Source organism: Mesorhizobium sp. M7D.F.Ca.US.005.01.1.1, from assembly GCF_003952545.1.
GTDB lineage: Bacteria > Pseudomonadota > Alphaproteobacteria > Rhizobiales > Rhizobiaceae > Mesorhizobium > Mesorhizobium loti.
In genome coordinates, this window is record NZ_CP034453.1 from 6929806 (window position 1) to 6952544 (window position 22739).

Consider the following 22739-nt stretch of genomic DNA (forward strand, 5'->3'; position numbering starts at 1 on the left):
ATCTGGCCCCGCCCTCACCCGAGGGTTTCGCGGCCTCGACAGGTCCTAGACCAGCATGCCCATCGGGTTCTCGATCAGCCGCTTGAAGGCGACCAGCAGTTCTGCACCAAGCGCACCGTCGACGGCGCGGTGGTCGGTCGACAGCGTCACCGACATCACGGTGGCGATCTTGATCTCGCCGTTCTTGACCACTGCCCGCTCCTCGCCGGCACCGACCGCCAGGATGGTCGCATGCGGCGGGTTGATGACTGCGGCAAAATCCTTGATGCCGAACATGCCGAGATTGGACACCGCCGTGGTGCCGCCCTGATACTCTTCCGGCTTCAGCTTGCGGCTGCGCGCGCGGCTGGCCAGATCCTTCATCTCGTTGGAGATGGTGGACAGCGTCTTTTCGTCCGCCTTGCGGATAATCGGCGTGATCAGCCCACCGGGGATCGACACGGCAACGCCGACATCGGCATGCTTGTGCTTGACCATGGCGCTTTCGGTCCATGACGCATTGGCATCGGGCACCGCCTTCAGCGCCAGCGCCATCGCCTTGATGACCATGTCGTTGACCGACAGCTTGTAGGCGGGTGCGTCGCCCTTGTCGGTCTTCTTCACTGGCGCTGCCGCATTGATCTGCGTGCGCAGCGCCAGCAGCGCATCGAGCTCACAGTCGAGCGTCAGGTAGAAATGCGGGATGGTGGTCTTGGCCTCGACCAGCCGGCGCGCAATGGTCTTGCGCATATTGTCATGCGGGACGAGGTCATAGGAGCCAGCCTCGAACAAGCGCAGGACGTCCCCCTCCCCTTGAGGGGAGGGTGGCCGGCCAAGGGCCGGTCGGGTGGGGTCGTTTCGACTGGGCTCGGCGCGAAGGTGGTGCCTTCTGAGGCGACCCCCTCCGTCCGTTTCGCGGACACCTCCCCCTCAAGGGGGGAGGAAAGTGCGGCGTCGATGTCCGCCTTGACCACGCGGCCGTATGGGCCTGTGCCTGATATGTTGGAAAGAACGATGCCCGCCTCACGGGCAAGGCGCCGCGCCAAAGGTGTCGCGCGGGTTTCCCCCTCCCCCTTGAGGGGAGGGTGGCCGGCCAAGGGCCGGTCGGGTGGGGTCGGTTCGACCGGACTCGGCGCAAAGGCAGTGCCTTCTGAAGCGACCCCCTCTGTCGACTTCGCCGACATCTCCCCCTCGAGGGGGGAGATTGGCGCATAGCTTTCACCGTCGGCATAAATCCACGCCACGGCAGCACCGACAGCAATGTCTACCCCCTCTTTGCCAGTGACGTCGCGCAAGACGCCGCTGGCCGGCGCGTCGATCTCCATCGCCGCCTTGTCGGTTTCGATCTCGAACAGCACATCGCCCTTCTTGACGTGCGCGCCTTCCTCGGCAAACCAGCGTGAGATCTGTCCGGTCGCCATGTCCATGTCGACCTTGGGAAGAATGACTTCGGTCGGCATGGGTCAGCGGACCCCTTTCACGAGGTCGCGCGCGGCAGTGATGATGTCGGGAATTTGCGGCACCGTCGCTTTCTCGAGTTCCGGATTGTAGGGGATCGGCGTCTCGGCGCCGCCCAGCCGCACGATCGGCGCATCGAGATAGTCGAACGCCTCGCTCTCGGCGATCATGGCGCTGACCTCGGCGCCAATGCCCAGCGTCTTGACCGCTTCGTAGACGCACATCAACCTCGACGTCTTCTTGACGCTGTCGATGACGGTCTGCTTGTCCATCGGCCTGATGGTTCTGAGATCGACGACTTCGACGTCGATGCCTTCGCTCTCCAGCGCGGCAGCGGCGTCGAGCGCCTTCTGCACCATGATCGAGGTGGCGACGATGGTCAGATCCCGGCCCTCGCGGCGGATATCGGCCTTGCCGATCGGCACGGTGTAATAGCCTTCGGGCACCGGGCCTTTCATCTTGTAGAGCAGCTTGTGCTCGAAGATCATCACCGGATCGGGATCGGCGACCGCCGCCAAAAGCATGCCTTTGGCATCATAGGGCGTCGCCGGCTGGATGACTTTCAGGCCCGGCACATGGCCGAGCCAGGCTTCCAGGCTCTGGCTGTGCTGGGCCGCCGCACCGGTGCCGGAACCGGCGGGAAAGCGCATCACCACGGGAACCGAAACCTCGCCGCCCAGCATGAAGCGCATCTTGGCCGCCTGGTTGACGATCTGCTCCATGGCCAGCGTGGCGAAATCGGAAAACTGGAATTCGAAGATCGGCCGCATGCCGGTCAGCGCAGCACCGACGGCGACGCCCGCCCCGCCCAACTCCGAAATCGGCGTGTCGATTACCCGCTCGGTGCCGAAACGCTCGACCAGATCGCCGGTCACCTGGAAGGCGCCGCCATAGACGCCGATATCCTCGCCCATCAGGAAGACGCGTTCGTCCATGTCCATGGCGATCGCCATGGCCTCCTGGATCGCCTGGGCGTAGCTCAGTTCACGCACCATCGCGTCCATCACGCCTGCTCCGTATAGACATAATTGCCCGTGTCGCGAACGTCAGGCGACGGGCTCGCCTTGGCGAACTCGATGCCGTCGGCGATCTCTTGCGCCACGGCGTCGCGAATGGCTTCGATGCCCTTGTTGTCGATGAAGCCGAATTCCCTGAGCTCGCTTTCAAACAGGGTGATCGGGTCGCGATTCGACATCCAGTCCTCGATCTCCTCCTTGGTGCGATAGCGGTTGCGGTCGCTCTTGGAATGGCCCCTATGGCGATAGGTCTTGGATTCGATCAGCGTCGGCCCCTCGCCCGCGCGGGCTCGGGCGACAGCCTGATGCGACGCCTCGGCGACCTCGGAGAAGATGTTGCCGTTGACGATGACGCCCGGCATCGAATAGGCGGCGGCGCGTTCGGCGATATTCTTGACGGCGGTCGAGCGGGCCGTCGATGTCGACATGCCGTAGCCGTTGTTCTCGCAGACGAAGATCACCGGCAGCTTCCAGATCGCGGCCATGTTCAGCGCCTCGTGGAAGGCGCCTTCATTGTTGGCGCCATCGCCGAAGAACGAGACCACGACTTTGCCGGTCTTCATCATCTTGGAGGACAGTGCCGCCCCGACGGCGATCGGGATGCCGCCGCCGACGATGCCGTTGGCGCCGAGATTGCCCTTGCCGACATCGGCGATATGCATCGAGCCGCCACGGCCCTTGCAGTAACCGGTGGTCTTGCCGAAGAACTCAGCGAACATGCGCTTGACCTCGGCGCCCTTGGCGATGCAGTGGCCATGGCCGCGATGCGTCGAGGTGATCTGGTCATCCTCGGCAAGCGGCATGCAGATGCCCATGGCGCTGGCTTCCTGGCCGATCGACAGGTGCATAGTGCCGTGGATGAGGCCGCGCGTGTAGCACTCCTCCGCGCCCTCTTCGAAGCGGCGGATGAGGTACATCTTGTAGAGCACCTGCCTGAGCTGCTCGGCGCTGTACTGGCGGTAGACGAAGGGCAGATTGGCGCGACTATCAGTGACGGCTTTGCTGGCTCCGGCCATGATCACGCTCCCACGGACCCGTAGACGAGCTTGTCCTGGCGCGCGCGCAGTTCGGCGATCTTGGAGCCCGCTGCGGGAGCGGCATTCGCATAGGTGATGAGCTCGCCCTTCTTGATCGGCTGGGTGACCGAGCCGCCCTGCAGCAGGCCGCAGGGAATGGCCTTGGCGGCGCGCGCCTCCGGCGTCGTCATGATCCAGGCGCGGTAGCAATATTCGCCGATCGCATCGAGCTTCTCGCCCGGCTTCATGTCCTTCTTGGCCACCGCGCAGACCTCTGCCACGGGCTTCGCCAGCGGCACCATGTCGGCCTTGCCGTAGAGCACGACGCGGGCGCAGGTCAGCGGCACCTCCAGTGAGGTCAGATGATAGGGACGGTGGAAGGTGAAGTACGGGCCTTTGCCCATCTTCAGATCTTCCATGCGCTCCGAGATGCGCGGATGCGACATGTCGGCGACGACGAAGACGCCGGGCGCGACACCCTTGCCGATCGAATAGTCGACAACGCCAACCTTCGACAGCACGCCGCCATCCTTCTGCGGCACCAGCACCTTGGACAACTCGCCAAGCGTCGCCGCCGGGCCATGCATGCCGGCCTTGTCGGGAACCAGCCCGGTGGCATTGGCGATCGCCGCCATCTCGACCATGGTCTTGGAGCCATCGACGAATTCGACCAGCATGCGCACATTCATGTGCCGGCGCTTGGCTTCCTCCTCATAGTCGGGGGGAATGGCGTCGATGTTGAGCGGATTGTTCTTGCCCTTGCCGGCAGCAACGATCGGATGCCCCATGGCCGAGACGAACTCGATCAGCTCCATGCAGGAAGACGGCTCATCGCCGGCGCCCAGCGAATAGGTGACGCCGAGCCGGTCGGCCTCGCTCTTCAGATAGGCGCCGATGGTGACATCGGCCTCGACATTCATCATCACCAGGTGCTTGCCATGTTCCATGGCGCGCAGCCCGATCTCCGCGCCGACGGCGGGAACACCGGTGGCGTCGATGACGACGTCGATCAGATCATTGTTGATGACCAGGCTGGCATCATTGGTGACCGCCACCTTGCCAGCCTCCATCGCCGCCGTCATCGCCGACGCGTTCGAGACTTCGCGCGCATGCCCGGTTTCCTGGAAGGCGATATCGACCGCCTTGCTGGCCGCGGGCAGGTTCAGTTCGGAAATGGCGCCGATCTCGATGCCTGACATATGGGCGACGCGGGTGACGATGTCGGTTCCCATCTCGCCGGAGCCGATCAGGCCGATGCGGATAGGCTTGCCCGACTTGGCGCGTTCCTCGAGATCGCGGGCAAGACCCGTCAACGAAACATTGGAAGCCATACCGCTTATTCCTCCCACATTGCAGGCTTGTTCAATTGCTTGACGGGTATTGAACATCTGTATTTCTGTCAAGACTAATGTCCAAATCCGTGCGCATTTAGGGCACTTTCCCGGCAGCCCGGGCGGGGGCGAAAAAGCGCTGGGCAAAGCCTGATGTCGCGCAGTCAAGCGGTTCACCGCAGGCCCGGATGAACCCCATAGAAGTCAGGCGATTTGACGCCGCTTCTCCCGGCACAAGGCAGCCGGGGTTGTTCGCTGGACTGTCAGTGCGTAAAAGGCGCATAGAGGCATCGGTTAGGGGCTTTCCGATGAACGTTCAACAATGGGTGCGGCCCGCCGCGCTGCCGGGCGATGGCCCGGCGCATGCGATCGCCGGCATCTTCGCCGCGGAACTGCAAATACCGACGGTTCAGCTCGACGACAACTTCTTCGATCTCGGCGGCGACTCGCTGACGGCCGAGACTTTGGTACTAGCCGTGCAGAAGCGGTTCGGCGTCAAGTTGCAGACCTCTGTCCTGCTCGGGGCGCAGACACCGCGCGAGTTCGGCCGGCTGATCGCAGCGCTGGTGCCGGTCCATCCTGCCCGTCAACTGATCGTGCCGGTGTCGGGCAATGTCGGCCATGAGCCGATCGCCATGATCCATGGCATTTCCGGCTCGGCCCTGTTCGCCAATCGTTTCGGCAAGCGACTGAAGCAGAAATACGCCGTCATGGCCGTGCGCGGCATGGGGCTCGAGCCCGGCGAGACGCCCTATTCCAGCATGGCCGAATTCAGCTCCAACTACTTTGAAGCACTCACTTCGGTGACCGGCCAGCATCCCGACATCGTTGGCGGCATATGCGCAGGTGGCCTGCTGGCGATCGAGGTCGGCCGGCTGAGCCATGAAGCGACCGGCAAGCGGCCGGCGCTCGTGCTCATCGATCCGCCCTCGCCCGGCTCGGCCTGGCTGAAACCGATGCCGGACGATCGCATGACCGAGAGCAGGCGTCGCCAGATCGCCCGCAAGGTGACCTACTGGCGCCTGTTGCGCGATGGGCTCAGCGCGTTAGGCCTGGGACAGACGCGCCTTGGGCGACATCTGCGCAGGAAGGCGTTCAAGAGCGCGCTCTTGCAGGCAGCGGCCGGATTCGTGCCCTCGTCCTATCCCTGCGATATCCTCATTCTCGCCAGTTCCGAATGGGGCGCCACGACAGTGGCGCAATACAAGGGCTGGGCATCCGACATGGCCACTATGAAAACGGTCGTCATGCCTGGCGCGCATGAGAAGTTCCGTGCGGCCAACATGGATGCGATCGACGCTGAGATCATCGCTTTCCTCGCCGCAAGAGACACGGCAGCGCGCGACGTCCAGCACCAGCAATGAGTTTTGGCCAGCGAGAAGTCGCGTCCATCGCACCGGAGAAGCTGGTGCCGTGGGTAACGGGTGTTATTCCGCCACACCGACGGGAAAATCGTGGAAATGGACGACCACCCCGTCCGCATCGATCAAGATCACGGCATAGGCGGGAGGCTCGTGGCCAAGGCTCCAGCTGTTCGAAAAATCGAGCGCGGTCTGATGGTTGGTGCTGCGTAGCGTGCTGACGGGAATGCCGCGCCAACTGCCGGCGATCAGCCGATGGACATGTCCGGCGAAGATATGACGGACATTGCCGTGACGCAGCAGGACATCGTGCAACGCATCGGCGTCAGTGAGCATGACCCGGTCAAGTTCGGGGATGTGAATCCTGAACGGCGGATGGTGCATGAACAGGAAGGCCGGCCAGTCGCGCGCCTCTTCCAGTCTCTCGCCCAGCCAGCGCAGGCGCGCGTCGCAAAGCCTGCCCTCGACATGGCCGCTGTCCAGCGTGTCGAGCAGGATCAGGCGACCCTCGCTTGTCTCGACAACGCTCTGGACGAAACCGCGCTCGGTGGCAGCTTTCGGGAACATCTCGACAAACAGCGCTCGGTCGTCATGATTGCCGAGCATCAGTCGGCAAGGCGGAACGAACCCCGCCAGTCTTTCCTTCAGCGCAACGTAGGCGGCCCGTTCGCCGTCATTGGTCAAGTCGCCGGAAATCACCACCAATTCGGCATCGGCATGGTTGCGGCTTATGTCGGCAAGGCAGGCGTCCAGCCTGGAGAGCGGATCGGAACCGTACAGAAGACCGCCCGGTGTCATCAGATGCGGATCGGAGACCTGGATGATTTTCATGACCCTACTCGGAATGCCTTCTTGCTGGCGCGGCGCGACATCAGCCGGCAAACGAAACGCCTCGACTCCGCTTTACTGTGCCGTCCAGCCGCCGTCCATCGGCAGGGTCGTGCCGGTGATCTGCTTGGCTGAGTCCGAGCACAGGAACAGCGTCAGCGCCGCAAGCTCGTCGACGGTAACGAATTCCTTGGTCGGCTGTGCGGCGAGCAGCACGTCATGCTTGACCTGTTCCTCGGTCATGCCGCGCGCCTTCATCGTGTCCGGGATCTGCCTTTCGACCAGTGGCGTCCAGACATAGCCTGGCGCGATCGCGTTGACGGTGACGCCGTCGAGCGCCGCTTCCAGCGCCACCGTCTTGGTCAGGCCTGATATGCCGTGCTTGGCCGACACATAGGCGGACTTGAACGGCGAGGCGACCAGCGCATGCGCTGAAGCCGTGTTGATGATGCGGCCCCATTTGCGCGCCTTCATGCCGGGGAGTGCAGCCTTGATGGCGTAGAACGCCGCGAGCAGGTTGATGCGGATGATGGCTTCCCACCTGTCGTCTGGAAACTCCTCGATCGGCGCGACATGCTGGATGCCGGCATTGTTGACCAGGATGTCGAGACTGCCGAACGCTGCCTCAGCCTCGTGCACCATGGCGCTCACCGCCGCGCCGTCCATCATGTTGGCATCGGAGTAACGGCACTTGACGCCGAAATCCTTCTCGATGCCGGCCCGCTCCTGCTCGATGGCAGCCGCGTCGCCGAGACCGTTGATGGTGACGTTGGCGCCTTCGGCGGCGAAGGCGCGGGCGATGGCCAGGCCAATGCCACTGGTCGAGCCGGTGACGAGCGCGTTCTTTGAAGACAGGAAACCCATGATGATCTCGCAGGAGGTAGGAGGGAATGAACGTGGCGGCTTGTGCGCCGCACCATGACACTGCCACGGTCATATGTCGGTGCGATTACAGTGTTGCGACGGCGTCGACGGGCCTGTCAGGCGGCTGACACGGCACTGTCATGGTGCCGTGCAACATAATTCGGAGCGCATTCGCGCAGTCATTCCTGAACCGAATGGGGCTACAGCCTTGCAGATCGCCGATGTCGTGAAGCGCGCCTATGCGATGCCGCTGACTAACCCCTCCTTCCCGCCCGGGCCGTACCGTTTCTTCAACCGCGAATATATCATCATCACCTATCGCACGACGCGCGAGGCGCTTGAGGCCGTGGTGCCGGAGCCGCTGGAAATCGACGAGCCGCTGGTCAAGTACGAGTTCATCCGCATGCCGGATTCGACCGGCTTCGGCGATTACACCGAGACCGGCCAGGTCATCCCGGTGCGCTACAAGGGTGAGCATGGCGCCTACGTCCATTCGATGTATCTCGATGACGATGCGCCCATCGCCGGCGGCCGCGAGCTTTGGGGTTTTCCCAAGAAGCTCGCCAGCCCCAAGATCGTGCATGAAGGCGAGGTGATCGTCGGCACGCTACACTATGGCAGCGTTCTGTGCGCCACCGGCACGATGGGCTACAAGCACAAGGCCACCGATCACGGTTCTGTCCTCGCTTCGCTGGCGGCGCCCAATTTCCTGATCAAGATCATCCCGCATGTCGACGGCACTCCGCGCATCTGCGAGTTGGTCCGCTACCACCTCACCGACATCACGCTGAAGGAAGCCTGGACAGCGCCCGCCGCACTCGATTTGCGGCCGCACGTCATGGCCGACGTGGCGCGGTTGCCGGTGCTCGACATCGTGTCATCAGTCCACTTCACCGCCGACCTGACGCTTGGACTGGGCGAAGTGGTTCACGACTATCTCGCCGACCGCACCTGAGCGCATCAGCCATTCAGACATGATCCCGAAAAGCGGGAACCGGTTTTCGCTAGAGATCGTGCCCAAACAAAAGTCGGAGACCAAAGCCGTGCTCGAACGCAATCGCAAGAAGGAGGCCACCGCCACCATCGCGGAGATCTCGGCGCAGTATGACCGCATCGCGCTGGTGTTTCAGGGGGGCGGCGCGCTCGGCGCCTATCAGGCCGGGGTCTACCAGGCGCTGGCCGACGCCGGCTGCGAGCCGAGCTGGCTTTCCGGCGTGTCGATCGGTGCCATCAATGCGGCGATCATCGCCGGCAATGAATCAAGCCGCCGCCTGCAGCGGCTCGAGCAATTCTGGCAGACGATTTCGGGCCGCAAGATATGGGCCTATACGCCGGAAGGCGACATCTATCGCGACATCCGCAACCGTACCAGCTCGTGGATGACCATGGTCATGGGGCAGCCGGGTTTCTTCAAGCCGCGCAACCCCAATCCGTGGATCGAGCAATCGGGCGCCGAGGGCGCCACCAGCTTCTACGACACAGCCGAATTGAAGGAGACGCTGGAAAGCCTGATCGACTTCGACATCTTGAACGACGGCAAGAAGCGGCTGAGCGTCGGCGCGGTCAATGTTCGGACCGGCAACTTCGTCTATTTCGACACCGACAAGGTCCGCATCGAGCCAGAGCACATCATGGCCAGCGGCGCGCTGCCGCCCGCCTTCCCGTCGATCCGCATCGAAGGCGAATATTACTGGGACGGCGGCATCGTCTCCAACACGCCGCTGCAGTATCTGCTCGACCAGGAAGAGGACCGTTCTTCGCTGGTCTTCCAGGTCGACCTGTTCAGCGCGCGTGGCGTGCTGCCGCGCAGCATGCCGGACGTGTTGTCCCGCCACAAGGACATCATGTATTCGAGCCGCACGCGGCAGAACACCGACAATTTCAAACGCATCCATGGCCTCAAGATGCGCCTGCTCGATGCGCTGAAACGGGTGCCGAAGGAGTTGCGGACGCCGGCCGAGGAAGCGCTGATCGAGGACTATTCGGACGCCGGCATTGTCAACATCGTGCATCTGATCTACCAGCACAAAGGCTATGAGGGTCACGCCAAGGACTATGAGTTCTCAGGCACCTCGATGCGCGAGCATTGGGATACAGGGCTTGAGGACACGCAGCGCACCTTGCGCCATCGCCAGTGGCTGACCATGCCGACCAATGTCGACGGCGTCGCCATCCACGATCTGCATCGCGAAGATCCGACCTGAGATCTTCGCCGGGGCGTTGGCCGGACGAAGGCCATCGGCAAAACCCACAGCTCACACCGGCCAATGCCTTCAGCGCATAGGAATATGCCTGAAGGCATTGCCTTGAATGACAAGAGGTCAAACACAGCCCGGAACGAGCTAGGCCCCAAACGAAAACGGCGCCGAACCCGGCGCCGTTTCCATGTCCATGCGTGACTGTGCTCAGAGACTGTTTCGAAACTCGCTCTGGCGAGTCATTTGGTGGTGGTTTCGAGAACCGGAGCGCAGCGGACATTGGTCCGTGAGCACCGAAAGCGCAGAAAACGCCACCAAATGGCCGCCAGAGTAGAGTTTCCAAACGGTCTCTCAGAACACCTGGCGGAAGATGATGAACAACACGAAGGCGAGGGTGATCGAGCACGGCAGCGTCAGTACCCAGGCAAGCAGCAAATTGCGTACCGTCGCCCATTGCAGCCCCGAACCGTTCGCCGCCATCGTTCCGGCGACACCCGACGACAGCACATGGGTTGTCGACACCGGCAGCCCCAGCCGGTCGGCCATGCCGATGGTCACCATCGCCACGAGTTCGGCCGCCGCACCCTGGCCGTAGGTCAGATGGCTCTTGCCGATCTTCTCGCCGACCGTGACGACAATGCGTTTCCAGCCGACCATCGTGCCGAGGCCGAGCGCCAGCGCAACGGCGACTTTCACCCAGATCGGGATGAACTTCGTCGCGTTGTCGACCGCCTTGTGATAGTCGGTGACCGCTTTCAGATCGGCGGCCTCCATCGGCAGCAGCTTCTTCTTGTCGATCAGCTTGAGCGCCTCGCCGATCAGATAGATGTCGTTGCGGGCGTTGCTGACCAGGTCGGTCGGCACCGTTTCGACCGAGGCATAGGGCTGCAGGCCCGCCGTCGTACTGTGGATATAGGTCTGCAGCGCGACCGTCGTCTGGTCGCTCCAGGTCCTGGTGCGCACGGCGTCCTGGACAGCTGCCTTGGCATCAGTGACGGTGATACCTGGCTTGGCATATTTCCCCAGCGCCGTTTCGACGCTGACCGACGCCGACTTGTAGGCTTCGAGATAGTTGATGTCGGGGGTGCGGTTCAGCGCATAGGCCGTCGGCACGACACCGATCAGGATCAGCATGATCAGGCCCATGCCTTTCTGTCCGTCGTTGGAGCCGTGCGCAAAGCTGACGCCGGTGCAGGTGAAGATCAGCAGGGCGCGGATCCACCAGGGCGGCGGGGCGTTGCCTTTCGGGGCTTCGTAAAGCGCCGGATTGCGGATGAGAAGCTTCATTGCATAGAGCAGGATCGCGGCGGCGAAAAAGCCGATGATCGGCGACACCAGCAAGGTCACGCCGACATTGGTCGCCTGCGACCAGTCGACGCCGCTGGTGGCGCTGCCGGCTGGCGCCATGAACTGGTTGGCGAGACCCACGCCGATGATCGAGCCGACCATCGTGTGCGAGCTCGACGCCGGCAGGCCGAGGAACCAGGTGCCGAGATTCCACAAGATCGCGGCAACGAGCAGCGCGAACACCATAGCAAAGCCGGAGGAGGAGCCGACCTGCAGGATCAGCTCCACCGGCAGCAGCGACAGGATGCCGAAGGCGACCGCGCCACTCGAGGTGAGCACCCCGAGGAAATTGAAGGCGCCCGACCACATGACGGCGAATTCGGCCGGCATCGAGCGTGTGTAGATGACTGTCGCCACCGCATTGGCGGTGTCGTGGAAACCGTTGACGAACTCGAAGCCGAGCGCGATCAGCAAGGCGATGCCGAGCAGGATCCACGGCACGGTCTTGGCCACCGCCAGATCCTGGCTGAGCGCATAGCCGACATAGACGATACCGACGAGCACCAGCACGCCGAAGGCCGGCAGGAACCACTTCGCGCTGCCCGATTGATCTAGCGGATGATCCGGTCTCGGAATACCCGCCTCACTAGAAACTATGTCCACCATGTCCCACTCCTATTGCATCGCAGCAAAGAACTGAGAAAGACGCTATGTCCGCACGATGAACCCTGTATGACGCCGGCGAACACGGCGGATGTGCCATGCGGCTACCATCCGATATGCACGCCATCGAAAGTCCGGAAGGAGCCGCTATCCCTGGGCGTTGCGTCGTCGATGACCCTGCGCAGGCCCCGCGCGCTGTCCTCGACCGCCAGGACCGCCTGATCGCCACCCATATCCGTCTTCACCCAGCCCGGATGCAGCGACAGCACCGTTATCCTGTCGGCAAGCAAATCCTGCGCCAGCTGGGCGCCCACCATGTTGAGCGCAGCCTTTGAGCAGCGGTAGGCATAATCGTTATCGTAGTCGTCGAGCAGCCCCTCCGCCATCGAACCGGCGCGGCTGCCGATGTTGGCGATGATCCGCATGCGCCCCGCAACCAGGTTCGGGCGCAGGGCCCTCGCCAGCAACAGTGGGCCAAGCGTGTTCGTCCGCATAACCTTCAGGAATTCGTCCGGGGCGAAATCGTGCAGGCCACTGATTTCGCTGCGGATGGCGGCGTTGTTGACAAGCACATCCAGCGGCCTGCCGGCGAGACGCGTGGCAAGGTCGAAGATGGAAGTCGGATCGGCGACATCGAGTGGCTGGAACTCGATGCTACGTTCGAACCTTTGGGCCGGAGGGGTGCGCCCGCAAGCGATCACGCGCCAGCCATCTTGGGCGTATTGCCGTGCCAGTTCGCGGCCGAGGCCGCGGCCAGCGCCGGTTATGAGGACCATGCGGTCGCCTTGCCCGTCTCCGGCCAAATCAGGCGCTCTTCGCGACGGGCGCGGTCTCCTGCCGGGCGATCATGGCGTAGACGCCGCCGGAATATTTGATGTGGCGTTGCTGTGTGGCGAAATCGACATGGGTGATGCCGAAGGGCGTGGTATAGCCATAGGCCCACTCGAAATTATCGGTCAGCGTCCAGGCGAAATAACCGCGCACCGGCACACCCTCGGCCGCCGCCTTGGCCACTTGCTCCAGGTGATCGACGTAGTACGCAGCGCGCAGATCGTCCCAGACACACCCGTCTTCGCCAACAGTCTCCGGCATCGTGGCGACGCCGTTCTCGGAAATGTAGATCGCCGGCGGTGCGTAGCGGTCATTCACATAGCGCAGGATATCATACATGCAGCGAGGCCAGATTTCGTAGTCGACCGCGGAATAGATGCCTTCTGGCTGCACCCGCCGATAGCTGAGCGGCGCCAGTTCATCACCCGCCGCGATCACCGAGCGGCGGTAGATATTGATGCCCAGATAATCTACCGGCGCGGCGATGATCTCGTTGTCTTGCGCCTGGATCGGCGGCAGCAGATCGCCGTAGAGCGCCAGCATGTCCTGCGGGTATGCGCCCTTGAAGACGGCATCGAGAAACCAGCGGTTCTGGGCGCCATCGAAGCGCCGTGCCGCCGCGACATCGCGTGGATCGTCGGTAGCGGCCTCCGCGACATTGAGATCGAACACGATGCCGACGCAGGCGTCCGCCACCTCGGCCCGGATGGCTGGAACAGCCAGGCCATGTCCCAGCAAGGCATAATGGCTGGCGGTCACGCCGCCTTTCACGCCGTCCCGCAATCCCGGCGCATCCTCACCGGTCGCGTGTCCCGACCAACAGAACGTCCAAGGCTCGTTGAGCGTCGTCCATCTCTTGACGCGATCACCGTAGCTGCGGGCGGCAAGCCGGGCATAATCGGCAAAGGCGATGGCCGTTTCGCGGCTATACCAGCCGCCACGGTCTTGCAGCGCCTGCGGAAGATCCCAGTGATAGAGCGTTGCATAGGGCTCGATACCGGCTTCAAGCAGGTCGTCGATCAGCCGGTCGTAGAAGGCGATACCCCTAGCGTTGGCCTCACCAAGACCTTCCGGAAGAAGCCGTGTCCATGCGAGGGAAAAGCGATACGCACCAAGGCCGAGCGCCTTGAGCAGGGCGATATCCTCCTTCCAGCGATGATAATGGTCACAGGCGACATCACCGTTCGAACCGTCCACGATCACGCCGGGAACGCGGCAGAACCGGTCCCAGATGCTTTCGCCTTTGCCATCCGCGTCATGCGCACCCTCTATCTGATAGGCTGCCGTCGCGGCGCCGAACACGAAGCCGTGCGGGAAGACCAGTCCGGAGGCGCGGGCTTCGAGGGTCCGTCGAGCGTTATCGGTGCTTGATGTCATATTTTCTCTCGATGGTGCTGACGAGGCTTGCCGCGGCCAGCGTCAGGAAAATGTAGAAGATGGCGGCTGAGTTGTAGGGCGCGAACGGCAGGAAACTTGCCGACTGGAATTCCCGCATACGCTGCGTGATGTCGCGGATAGACAGGATCGACAGCAGCGACGTGTCCTTGAGGATTGCGATTAGTTCGTTGCCGAGCGGCGGGATGATGATGCGGAAAGCCTGCGGCAGCACGACCAGCCGGGCGGTACGCCAGCCGTTCAGACCAAGGCTGTGCGCGGCCTCGATCTGGCCGGCGGGGATTGCATTGATGCCGGAACGGAATATCTCGGCCAGATAGGCCGAATAGGCGAGCGCCATGGCGGCAATGCCGCGCACCAGGTTCGGCGGATCGACCACGCCCTGGGTCGCATCCTTGAGCGCTCCGGCGAGCGGCAGGCCGACATAGAGCACGATAACCAGCATCGGGATGCCGCGGATCGTATCGACGACGAACTCCGACCCGATCGAGAGCGGATGCCTGCGGTGGATATGGCCGCCGAAGGTCAGCAGGCCAAGCACGATCGCCAGCGCGGCGAGCGTGATGCCGAACGCCCTGTCGCGATCGTTCAACGCGTCCGTCTGCCACAGCACCGGCAAGCTGGCCGGCGCTGTTGCCGCCGGGACAAGCGCTGCGCTGACGCCGGGGATCTTGCCGATCGCATCGATCGCTTCCGGCGCGCCGCGAGAGGTGCGCAGCGGCACCTCGCTGTCGGGGCCGCCGGGAAATTGCCCGTAGCGGACGGCGTCAAGTATGCCGGACGGCGTGCCGGGCGTGACTGCGACCTTCCCGGCGAGAGAACCCACGAGCACAAAGCTTTCGCGCGGCTGAAGCAGGAACCACGCGGCGGCGCAGATCATGAGGATGGTTGCCACGATGCAGATCAGGTCTGCCCGCCAGCTGTATTTGAGCTTGAGGAGCCCAACCCAGAGCAACCCCATCATGGCCGCCAGCATGTAGGCCGCGACGGCCGCGCGGATCGTCGTGGCAACACCCGCCGCGAATGCGATATGCGCGAAAAGCAGGATGAAGACCAAGCCGGCGCCGTTCACCACCGCCAGCACGAGGCGGGAAAAACGATACGTCGCCTTACCGGTCCCGTTGCGGGCGGCGATGAAGAACGCACCGAGGATCACGACCGTCAGGCCGAGATAGGCTCGCAACAGGAGTGCGGCCTGGCCGTGCACCATGAGGTCGGCGGCATCCGTCAATCGCCGCGGCGTAACGCCCTGAACCACCAGATCGGAGGTGAACGGATCGACAGCGTTCGCCACGACCGATGCCATAAAGGGATAGACCAGGCCGGTTGTCGCAAGCAGCACGGCGGCGGCAAGATTGATCCCGGCGGCAATCGTCGCAAGACGAGGCGATCTGGACGAAGCGCGCGAAAACACGAACACGGCAAGGCCGGCGGAAAAAGCGACAGCCAGCGTCAGGAAGCCGGGCACGAAGGCCGACGAGCCGTTCTCCACGCCGAGGATGGCGCGAAGCGAGCGCTGGTAGTTTGCCGACGAAGCAAAGAGATAGACGATGAACGGCAATGCCGCGACGATGATCAGATTGCTCGGCCGCAGGCGCATCAGAAACTGCATCCGGTCCCGTCCTCCCCAACGACAGCTCCGGCGCCAGGCGCCGGAGCCTTTCAAGCAGCTATTTAGCGCCCCAGTATTTGGCGATCAGCACGTCGAGGCTGCCGTCGGCTTTGATCGCCTTCAGCCCTTCATTGAAGGCGGCGACATTCTCGTCGCCCTTGCGGAAGACCAACCCCAGCGGATCGGACTGGAGATCCCGGATCGGCACGACCAGCTCACCCGCAAATTCCTTTTCATACGCGGCGGCATTGGCGCCGTTGATTACAACGCCGTCCACGTCCTTGTTCTTCAGCGCGATGACGGAGGCCGCGAAACTGTCATACGCGACCACATTGTCCTTGCCGACGATGCTTTCGGCGACCTGTGCGTCGGTGGTGTTGGCCTGCGCCGAGAGCTTCTTGCCTTTTGCCTTGAAGTCATCGAGGGACAAGCCCTCGTCTTCCACGCGCATGAGGACAGCCTGGCTGTTGACGATGTAGGGGTCCGAGAAATCCATGGCCTTCTTGCGTTCATCGGTGATGGACACGCCGGAGGCGACCAGGTCGAAACTGCCTTGGTCGAGAGCCGCGAAGATGCCGTCCCAGCCGGTGGTGACGAATTCAGCCTTGCAGTTGATCTTGCCGCAGACCGCCTTGATCACATCGACGTCGAAGCCGACGATCTGGCCGGTCGCCGTGTCGACGCTTTCCATCGGCGGCGAAGTGGTGTCGGAACCCACCTTCAGCACCTTGCCGCCAAGGTCGGCGGCGCTGGCAGCGCCGGCCGTCAACAGCGCCAGCGCAAGTCCGATCAGGATCTTCTTCATGCTCTTCCTCCCATTTTGATGATTAGCGGCGGTTTCGCCCGCCGAGATTGTCCGGCTGCCGGCCGATGAGCTCGGGCCTCGAGACCATGGCGAGCTTGGCCGGGTCCTCGCCCGCCATGCGCCGCAGCAGGAACTCGCCCAGCTTGCGGCCGAGAAGTTCGATTGGCTGGTAGAACGTCGTGATCGGCGGGGTGAAGTAGGCGCTGACGTTGATGTCGTCATAGGCGATGACGTCGACATCCACCCCGACGCGCCGGTCAAGGCTGCCCAGCGCCGACAGGACGCCCAGGGTGGTGGATTCGTTGATGCACACCAGGGCCGTGGGCGGACTGGGCAAGCCAAGAAGCCTGAGCGCGCTGTCACGGCCGAAGCGGGTGGACAGATCGCCGCCAGCCACAAGGTCCGTCGATGCGGCAAGCCCCGCCTCGTTAAAGGCGCGCGAAAATCCGTCAATCCTGTCGAGGGCGTAGGAAAGACGGCGATCGGCGTTGATCAGGGCGATACGTCTATGTCCGCCCGCGATCAGCCGCGCCGTGGCGGTGAACGCCGCCCACTCATTGTCGACATCGACATGGGCGTAGATGAGGGGCTTGCGGCAACGGCCGAGCGACACGAATGGGAAATCGCTTTCGACCAGCATATCGATACGAGGATCGTCGGCCTGCACGCCGGAAAAGATCAGCCCGTCGGCCGCGCTCTGGTCGACGATGCGGCGGGCTGTGTCGAAGGCGTCGCCGAAATCCCGGAAGCCGTGTACGGAGAGTTGATAGTCGCTGCCTTCCAGGGCCTGGCTTATGCCGCTGAGGATCTGCGTGTATTCGACGCCGTCCCATTCATAGCCGGCCGCGGACGTTATCGGCATCAGCACCGCCGCCCGATAAGTCTTGCCCGTCCTCAGCGCCATGCCTCGCGCATTCGCCTGATAGCCCAGTTCCCGCGCCGCGGCGACGATAGCGTCCCTTGTGGGCTGCGCGACGACCGGCGATCCCCGCAGGGCCTTGGAAATGGTGGCGATCGAATAACCGGTATGGGCCGCCAACGTCTTGATCGTCGGCGAAAGTTCTCGGCGGTCGGATTTTTCGGTCTCTGCCATGGACGATTCCATCCTGATGTCGGGATTCGTATCATCGCATAAAAACGTTTTCAACCAAAATAAAAACGTTTTTATTTACTTTCAAAACGGCAGAGGTGGTGACGTGCGAGGCCGCACATCACCACCTCTTTTTAACAGGCCGGATTAACAGGCTAGACATCGCCGGGCGCGCGGGAGCCCAAGGGCACCACGCTTCGGCAACTCCGGTCGGTCGTTCCGCTTTCTGGTCTCAGCGCGCCGGTGGCGCGTACATCAGGCCGCCGGCGTTCCACAGCGCATTGATGCCGCGCGCTATTTTCAGCTGGCTGGACTGACCGAGATTGCGCTCGAACATCTCGCCATAGTTGCCGACCTTGGCGACGATGTTGTAGGCGAAGGCAGGCTCGAGCCCAAGCTGCTGGCCATTGTCACCGTCGACGCCGAGGAAGCGGCGGATCGTCGGATTCTGTGACTTCAGCGAGGCTTCCGCATTGGCCTGGGTGATGCCTTCCTCTTCCGCCTCGATCAGCGAGAACAACGTCCAGCGCACGATGTCGAACCACTTATCGTCGCCCTTGCGAACGGCCGGGCCGAGCGGTTCCTTCGAAATGATCTCGGGCAGCACGGTGAAGGCGGCGGGGTTGGTCAGCTTCAGGCGCTGCGCATAAAGCGCCGATGCGTCCGTGGTGTAGACGTCGCAGCGGCCGCTATCGAACGCCTTGATGATGCTGTCGGCAGAATCGATGACGACCGCCTCGTACTTCATCTTGTTGGCCGTGAAATAGTCGGCGACATTCTGCTCCGTGGTCGTGCCCTGCTCCGCGCAGACCGTGGCTCCCGACAACTTGAGCGCGCTGTCGACGCCGAGGTCCTTGCGCACCATGAAGCCCTGGCCGTCATAATAGGCGGTGCCGGCGAAGTGGATGCCCATGCCGGTGTCACGCGACAGCGTCCACGTCGACTGCCGCGACAGGATATCGACGGTGCCGGCCTGCAGGGCGGTGAAGCGTTCCTTGGTCGACAGCGCCACATAGCTCACCTTGTCGGGGTCGCCGAAAACGGCGGCCGAGACAGCGCGGCAGAAATCGATGTCGAAGCCGCCCCATTTCCCTTGGTCGTCGGGTGACGAAAAACCGGCAACGCCCTGGCTGACGCCGCACAGGATCGAACCCCTCTGCTTGACGATGTCGAATGTGTCCGCTTTCGCCGGAACGGCCAGCGTGGCCGATGCAAGCACGAGCGCGGTGATGACTGCATGTCTCATGATTTGTTTCCTCCCTTGATGAGGCAAAAGCCTCTCCTGCCGCCGGCACGTGGAGCGCCGGAAGTTCGTGAAAATCGCTGTCGTGAATCCGTCCGCGCGCCGCCTGGGCTTGCGGGATCTGCCCTAAGTCCCTTCCGCCAGAACCGCCGCCAGCGTCTCGTCGAGAACGCCGACCAGATGATCGGCATTGGACCGGCTGAAGATCATCGGCGGGCGCATCTTCAGCACATTGTCGTGCGGCCCTTCGGTGCCGATCAGCACGCCGCGTGCCCTGACCCCGTCGTTGACGCGTCGGGCAAGAGCGGTCGCTGGCGCCTTGCTGTTGCGGTCCTCGACCAATTCGATGCCGAGGAAGAGCCCCTGGCCGCGCACGTCGCCGATACTGTCGTAGCGGGCCTGCAAGGTCTTGAACCGCGCTATGAGATAGTCGCCGATCTCCAACGCATTGCGCCTGAGGTTGTCCCGCTCGATGACGTCGAGCACCGCAAGCCCGGCCGCGCAGGACACCGGATTGCCGCCGAAAGTGTTGAAATACTCCATGCCGTTGTTGAACGAGGCGGCGATCTCGGTGGTCGTCACCAAGGCCGCCATCGGATGGCCGTTGCCGATCGGCTTGCCCATGGTGACGATGTCGGGCGTCACCCCTTGCGTCTCGAAAGCCCACCAATGGCTGCCGACGCGGCCAAAGCCGACCTGCACCTCGTCGGCGGCGCAGATGCCGCCGGCGGCGCGCACCATCGCGTAGACTTCCGCGAGATAGCCGTCCGGCAGGAACACCTGGCCGGCAACGCTGGGGATCGATTCCGCCAGGAACAGGCCAGGCGCCCGGCCCTCTTTCGCCATAGTCGAGATCTGCTCGGCGACACTTTCGGCAAAGCGCTTTGCATGTTCGCCAACCGGCCATTCGGCCGGCGCACGGTAGCTGTCGGGAATGGTCGCCTCGAACACATGCGGCGGACGCCCCTTGCCACCCTTGCGCTTGTATTTGTAGGGGCTGAGGTCGATCAGTTCCTGCGTCGTGCCGTGATAGCCCCAGTCGAGCACGATCGCCTCGCTGCGGCCGGTGTGGATCCGCGCCATGCGCAGCATCAGGCTGTTGGCCTCGCTGCCCGAGCAGGCGAAGGATGCCACCGACAGGCCGGCAGGCAAGGTCGCCGTCAGCCGTTCCGCATAGGTCACGATGGCATCGTGCAGATAGCGCGTGTTGGTGTTGAGTTTTGCCGCCTGCCTGGCGATCGCCTCGACCACGTCGGGATGGGCATGGCCGAGATGGCAGACATTGTTGAAGCAATCGAGATAGGCGCGGCCAGTGTCGTCGATCAGCCAGACGCCTTCGCCGCGCACGAACTTGATCGGCTCGGAATAGGAGATCGAGAGATTGGGCAGCAGCGACGCCTTGCGCGCGGCAACGATCTGCGGACGGGAACGACCGCTTTTGTGGAAGGCTTCGGGCGGAATGCCGGCCAGATTGGCGGCGTCCGGAAACAGCTCTTGCCAGACCGGGAGATAGCGTTCTTCGCCGACACCGAGGATATCGCGCACGGCGAGGCTTGTGTCCGTCGATATCTGGAAATGCAGATGCGGCGCCCACCCGCCATTTTCTGCTGGTGATCCCATCTCGCCGACAAGCGCACCGGCTTCGAGGTGCTCGCCGGCCTTCAGCCGTCTCCCGGCCTCATGCGCCATATGCCCCCACAGAGTGATGAAGGGCGGACACCCCGGCGGGGCATGCTCCAGCGCCACCAGGCAGCCATAGCCGAGCGGATCCTCCTCGATCTCGACGCTTCTGACGGTGGCGGCTAGGGGCGTGTAGAGCCGCGTGCCCGCCGGCATGAAAAGATCGAGGCCCAGATGATTGGCGCGGCGGGCGCCTTCGACGAACCGAGAGTGGAAGATGTCGCTGGTGTAGACCGAGCGCGCCTCGCCCCACGGGCCGATGCCGAGTGCAATGCCATGCTCGGCGCAATAGGCGTCCCACCATGCGCTCGCCTTGTCGGGTTGCTGCGCGGCCGATGTCACCGTCATCGGATTTTGCGGATCGCCATAAGGCACCAGCGCCTTGGCAAGCGTCGCCGGGTGGCGGTCGAGGATGGGCGCAAGCTGCGCGCGGTTCGCCGCGATCCAGCTCGTGACAGCGCGAGCTCCGGGCGCGGCCTCAAAGCCGCAGGCATGGCGCAGGATCGCCGTCGCGAAGCGCCGGTTCATCGCTCCCAGGCGTCGCAGCAGGCGCCAGGCCGGCGCTTCCGAGATGGACAGATAGGGATTGTCGGTGGTCCGCTCCTTGCGCGCCGCCGACAGCGTCACCGAGGTGACGAGACGCATGGCAATGAGATCGAAGAGCAGATCGAGCTCCTCTTCGCGCAGCGGATATTCGGCATGGAACCCGGCGGCAAGACGGGCTGCGGCGGCGATCGGATCCTCGGCATCGAGGATGGCATAGGCACAGGCGACGGCTACCTCGGCGATCAGCACGCTGTGCAAGGCATCGCCGAAATCGATCAGCCCGGCGACACGCTCGGGCCGCTCCGGATCGACCAGCACATTCCAGTCATTGGCATCGTTGTGGATCACCTGCGCCCGCAACGCCGGCAGCCGGGGCGCGATCGCAGCATCGAAATGATCGAGGAACCGCTCCAGCAACAAGCGATCCTGGTCGTCGTCGATATGGTGAAGGCGTTGCCGCGCGGCACCGGCGCGGCGAATGTCCCAGTCGAACGTGCGCAGCGCACCGGGGTGGATGAAGCCTTGCAGGGCGCGGTCCAACCGGCCGAGCGCGCCACCGAGGCTTTCAAGCAGCTCCGCAGTGGACGGGCTCTCGGCCAGCGGCCGGCCGGCAAGCCACGACACCAGGCGCACGGCATGGTCTTCGCCGCCGGCACCGGTGGCATGAGCCAGTGATGTTCCCCGCGCCGTCATCCTGAGACGCGGCACGGCGAGATGAGGGCTGTTGCGCTCCAGGTGGTCGAACAGCGCCGTCTGGAATTCGCTCTCGCCGAGCGGCTCGCTGGCGTTGACGATCTTGAGGATCCACAGCGACCGGTCGGGCGCGGTCAGCTTGAAATTCTGGTCGCGCTCACTGTCCAGCGGCGTGACGCTGCCGGCAATGCCGAAATGCCGCGCGGCGATATCGATGGCCTCGCTTTGCGAGAACTGAGGCGCTGGGTGGGAAACATTGGTCATCGGCCATCCGCATCTGCTTTCGCAAAGCTTGGCATGGGCTTAAAAATGGGGCATCCGGCAAAGCGTCGGTTGCGCCGGCACAATGACTGCATTGGCCGGCACATTAACGGAAGCGGATGGGAGCGTGGTGTGATGAGGGAACTGGACGCCAAGGACAGGGACATTCTCGGCATCCTGTCGAAGGAGGCCCGCATCCCGCTGAAGACGCTTGCGGGACGCATCGGCCTGTCGCGCAGCGCGACGAGCGAGCGGGTCGCCTCGCTGGAGAAAAGCGGCGTCATCCGTGGTTACCGCGCCGATATCGGTCAGATGGACAAGGGGCTGATCTGCGCCTTCCTGCTTGTCACGCTGATACGCACGCCGTCGATCGGTATCCTCGACCAGCTGGCGCGCTATCCGGAAGTCCGGCGGGTGTCATCGGTCAGCGGCCAGCTCGATCTCATCGTCGAGATCGAGGTGCCGTCCATCGACAGGCTGAACACGCTGCGCGATCTGATCGCCAGTCATGGCGGTGTCGAGGACCTGACAACCGCGATCGTCCTGCGCCGCGACATCGAGCGCGCCGTGGATTGAGCCCCT

17 protein-coding genes and 1 pseudogene are annotated in these 22739 nt (G+C 63.4%); 4 read left to right on the plus strand and 14 right to left on the minus strand.

Annotation, left to right across the window (positions count from 1 at the left end):
* Positions 1-45 precede the first annotated feature (45 nt).
* The 4 genes and pseudogenes from EJ076_RS33720 to EJ076_RS33735 all read right to left on the minus strand — a co-directional run bounded on the left by EJ076_RS33720 (position 46) and on the right by EJ076_RS33735 (position 4800).
* A pseudogene (locus tag EJ076_RS33720) lies at positions 46-1439 on the minus strand (pyruvate dehydrogenase complex dihydrolipoamide acetyltransferase).
* 3 nt (positions 1440-1442) lie between these two features.
* Entirely contained in the window at positions 1443-2441 is a 999-nt protein-coding gene (locus EJ076_RS33725) for an alpha-ketoacid dehydrogenase subunit beta (RefSeq protein WP_126070774.1), read from the minus strand.
* Positions 2441-3469, minus strand: a complete 1029-nt coding sequence (locus EJ076_RS33730; protein ID WP_109665283.1) for a thiamine pyrophosphate-dependent dehydrogenase E1 component subunit alpha — start codon at positions 3467-3469, stop codon at positions 2441-2443. Before EJ076_RS33730 ends, EJ076_RS33725 begins: the two co-directional genes overlap by 1 nt.
* Positions 3470-3471: 2 nt before the next feature.
* Entirely contained in the window at positions 3472-4800 is a 1329-nt protein-coding gene (locus EJ076_RS33735) for an NAD(P)H-dependent oxidoreductase (RefSeq protein ID WP_126070775.1), read from the minus strand.
* 308 nt (positions 4801-5108) lie between these two features.
* On the opposite strand from EJ076_RS33735, the gene EJ076_RS33740 reads away from it, so the two are divergent.
* Positions 5109-6164, plus strand: a complete 1056-nt coding sequence (locus EJ076_RS33740) for an acyl carrier protein (protein ID WP_126070776.1) — start codon at positions 5109-5111, stop codon at positions 6162-6164.
* A 63-nt stretch (positions 6165-6227) separates the two neighbouring features.
* On the opposite strand, the gene EJ076_RS33745 is transcribed toward EJ076_RS33740, so the two are convergent.
* Positions 6228-6992, minus strand: coding sequence for a phosphodiesterase (locus tag EJ076_RS33745; protein WP_126070777.1), 765 nt, complete (start codon positions 6990-6992; stop codon positions 6228-6230).
* A 72-nt stretch (positions 6993-7064) separates the two neighbouring features.
* Positions 7065-7853: a 3-hydroxybutyrate dehydrogenase gene (locus tag EJ076_RS33750; RefSeq protein ID WP_126070778.1), complete on the minus strand. Its 789-nt coding sequence runs from the start codon at positions 7851-7853 to the stop codon at positions 7065-7067.
* 208 nt (positions 7854-8061) lie between these two features.
* Between EJ076_RS33750 and EJ076_RS33755 the strand changes: the two genes are divergently transcribed.
* Positions 8062-8808 (plus strand): acetoacetate decarboxylase, encoded by a 747-nt coding sequence (locus EJ076_RS33755; RefSeq protein ID WP_126070779.1) that lies wholly within the window; start codon positions 8062-8064, stop codon positions 8806-8808.
* Between the two features lie 88 nt (positions 8809-8896).
* Entirely contained in the window at positions 8897-10057 is a 1161-nt protein-coding gene (locus tag EJ076_RS33760; protein ID WP_109665270.1) for a patatin-like phospholipase family protein, read from the plus strand.
* Positions 10058-10402: 345 nt separating this feature from the next.
* Here EJ076_RS33760 and EJ076_RS33765 read toward each other — a convergent pair whose 3' ends face one another.
* From EJ076_RS33765 to EJ076_RS33800, 8 genes are all read right to left on the minus strand, one after another.
* Positions 10403-12004, minus strand: coding sequence for an inorganic phosphate transporter (locus EJ076_RS33765; RefSeq protein WP_126070780.1), 1602 nt, complete (start codon positions 12002-12004; stop codon positions 10403-10405).
* Between the two features lie 101 nt (positions 12005-12105).
* Positions 12106-12777, minus strand: a complete 672-nt coding sequence (locus EJ076_RS33770; protein ID WP_126070781.1) for an SDR family oxidoreductase — start codon at positions 12775-12777, stop codon at positions 12106-12108.
* Between the two features lie 28 nt (positions 12778-12805).
* Entirely contained in the window at positions 12806-14209 is a 1404-nt protein-coding gene (locus EJ076_RS33775) for a GH1 family beta-glucosidase (protein WP_126070782.1), read from the minus strand.
* Complete coding sequence (locus EJ076_RS33780) at positions 14190-15839, minus strand: amino acid ABC transporter permease (RefSeq protein WP_126070783.1); 1650 nt, start codon at positions 15837-15839, stop codon at positions 14190-14192. The genes EJ076_RS33775 and EJ076_RS33780 overlap by 20 nt, the downstream gene beginning before the upstream one ends.
* 58 nt (positions 15840-15897) lie before the next feature.
* Positions 15898-16644, minus strand: coding sequence for a transporter substrate-binding domain-containing protein (locus EJ076_RS33785; RefSeq protein ID WP_126070784.1), 747 nt, complete (start codon positions 16642-16644; stop codon positions 15898-15900).
* Between the two features lie 22 nt (positions 16645-16666).
* On the minus strand, positions 16667-17737 hold the full coding sequence (locus tag EJ076_RS33790) for a LacI family transcriptional regulator (RefSeq protein ID WP_109665513.1): 1071 nt from the start codon (positions 17735-17737) through the stop codon (positions 16667-16669).
* A 229-nt stretch (positions 17738-17966) separates the two neighbouring features.
* On the minus strand, positions 17967-18980 hold the full coding sequence (locus tag EJ076_RS33795) for an amino acid ABC transporter substrate-binding protein (RefSeq protein WP_126070785.1): 1014 nt from the start codon (positions 18978-18980) through the stop codon (positions 17967-17969).
* 123 nt (positions 18981-19103) lie between these two features.
* Positions 19104-22160, minus strand: coding sequence for an aminotransferase class III-fold pyridoxal phosphate-dependent enzyme (locus EJ076_RS33800; RefSeq protein ID WP_126070786.1), 3057 nt, complete (start codon positions 22158-22160; stop codon positions 19104-19106).
* 132 nt (positions 22161-22292) lie between these two features.
* Here EJ076_RS33800 and EJ076_RS33805 point away from each other — a divergent pair, with 132 nt between their 5' ends.
* Positions 22293-22733, plus strand: coding sequence for an Lrp/AsnC family transcriptional regulator (locus EJ076_RS33805; RefSeq protein WP_126070787.1), 441 nt, complete (start codon positions 22293-22295; stop codon positions 22731-22733).
* Positions 22734-22739 lie beyond the last annotated feature (6 nt).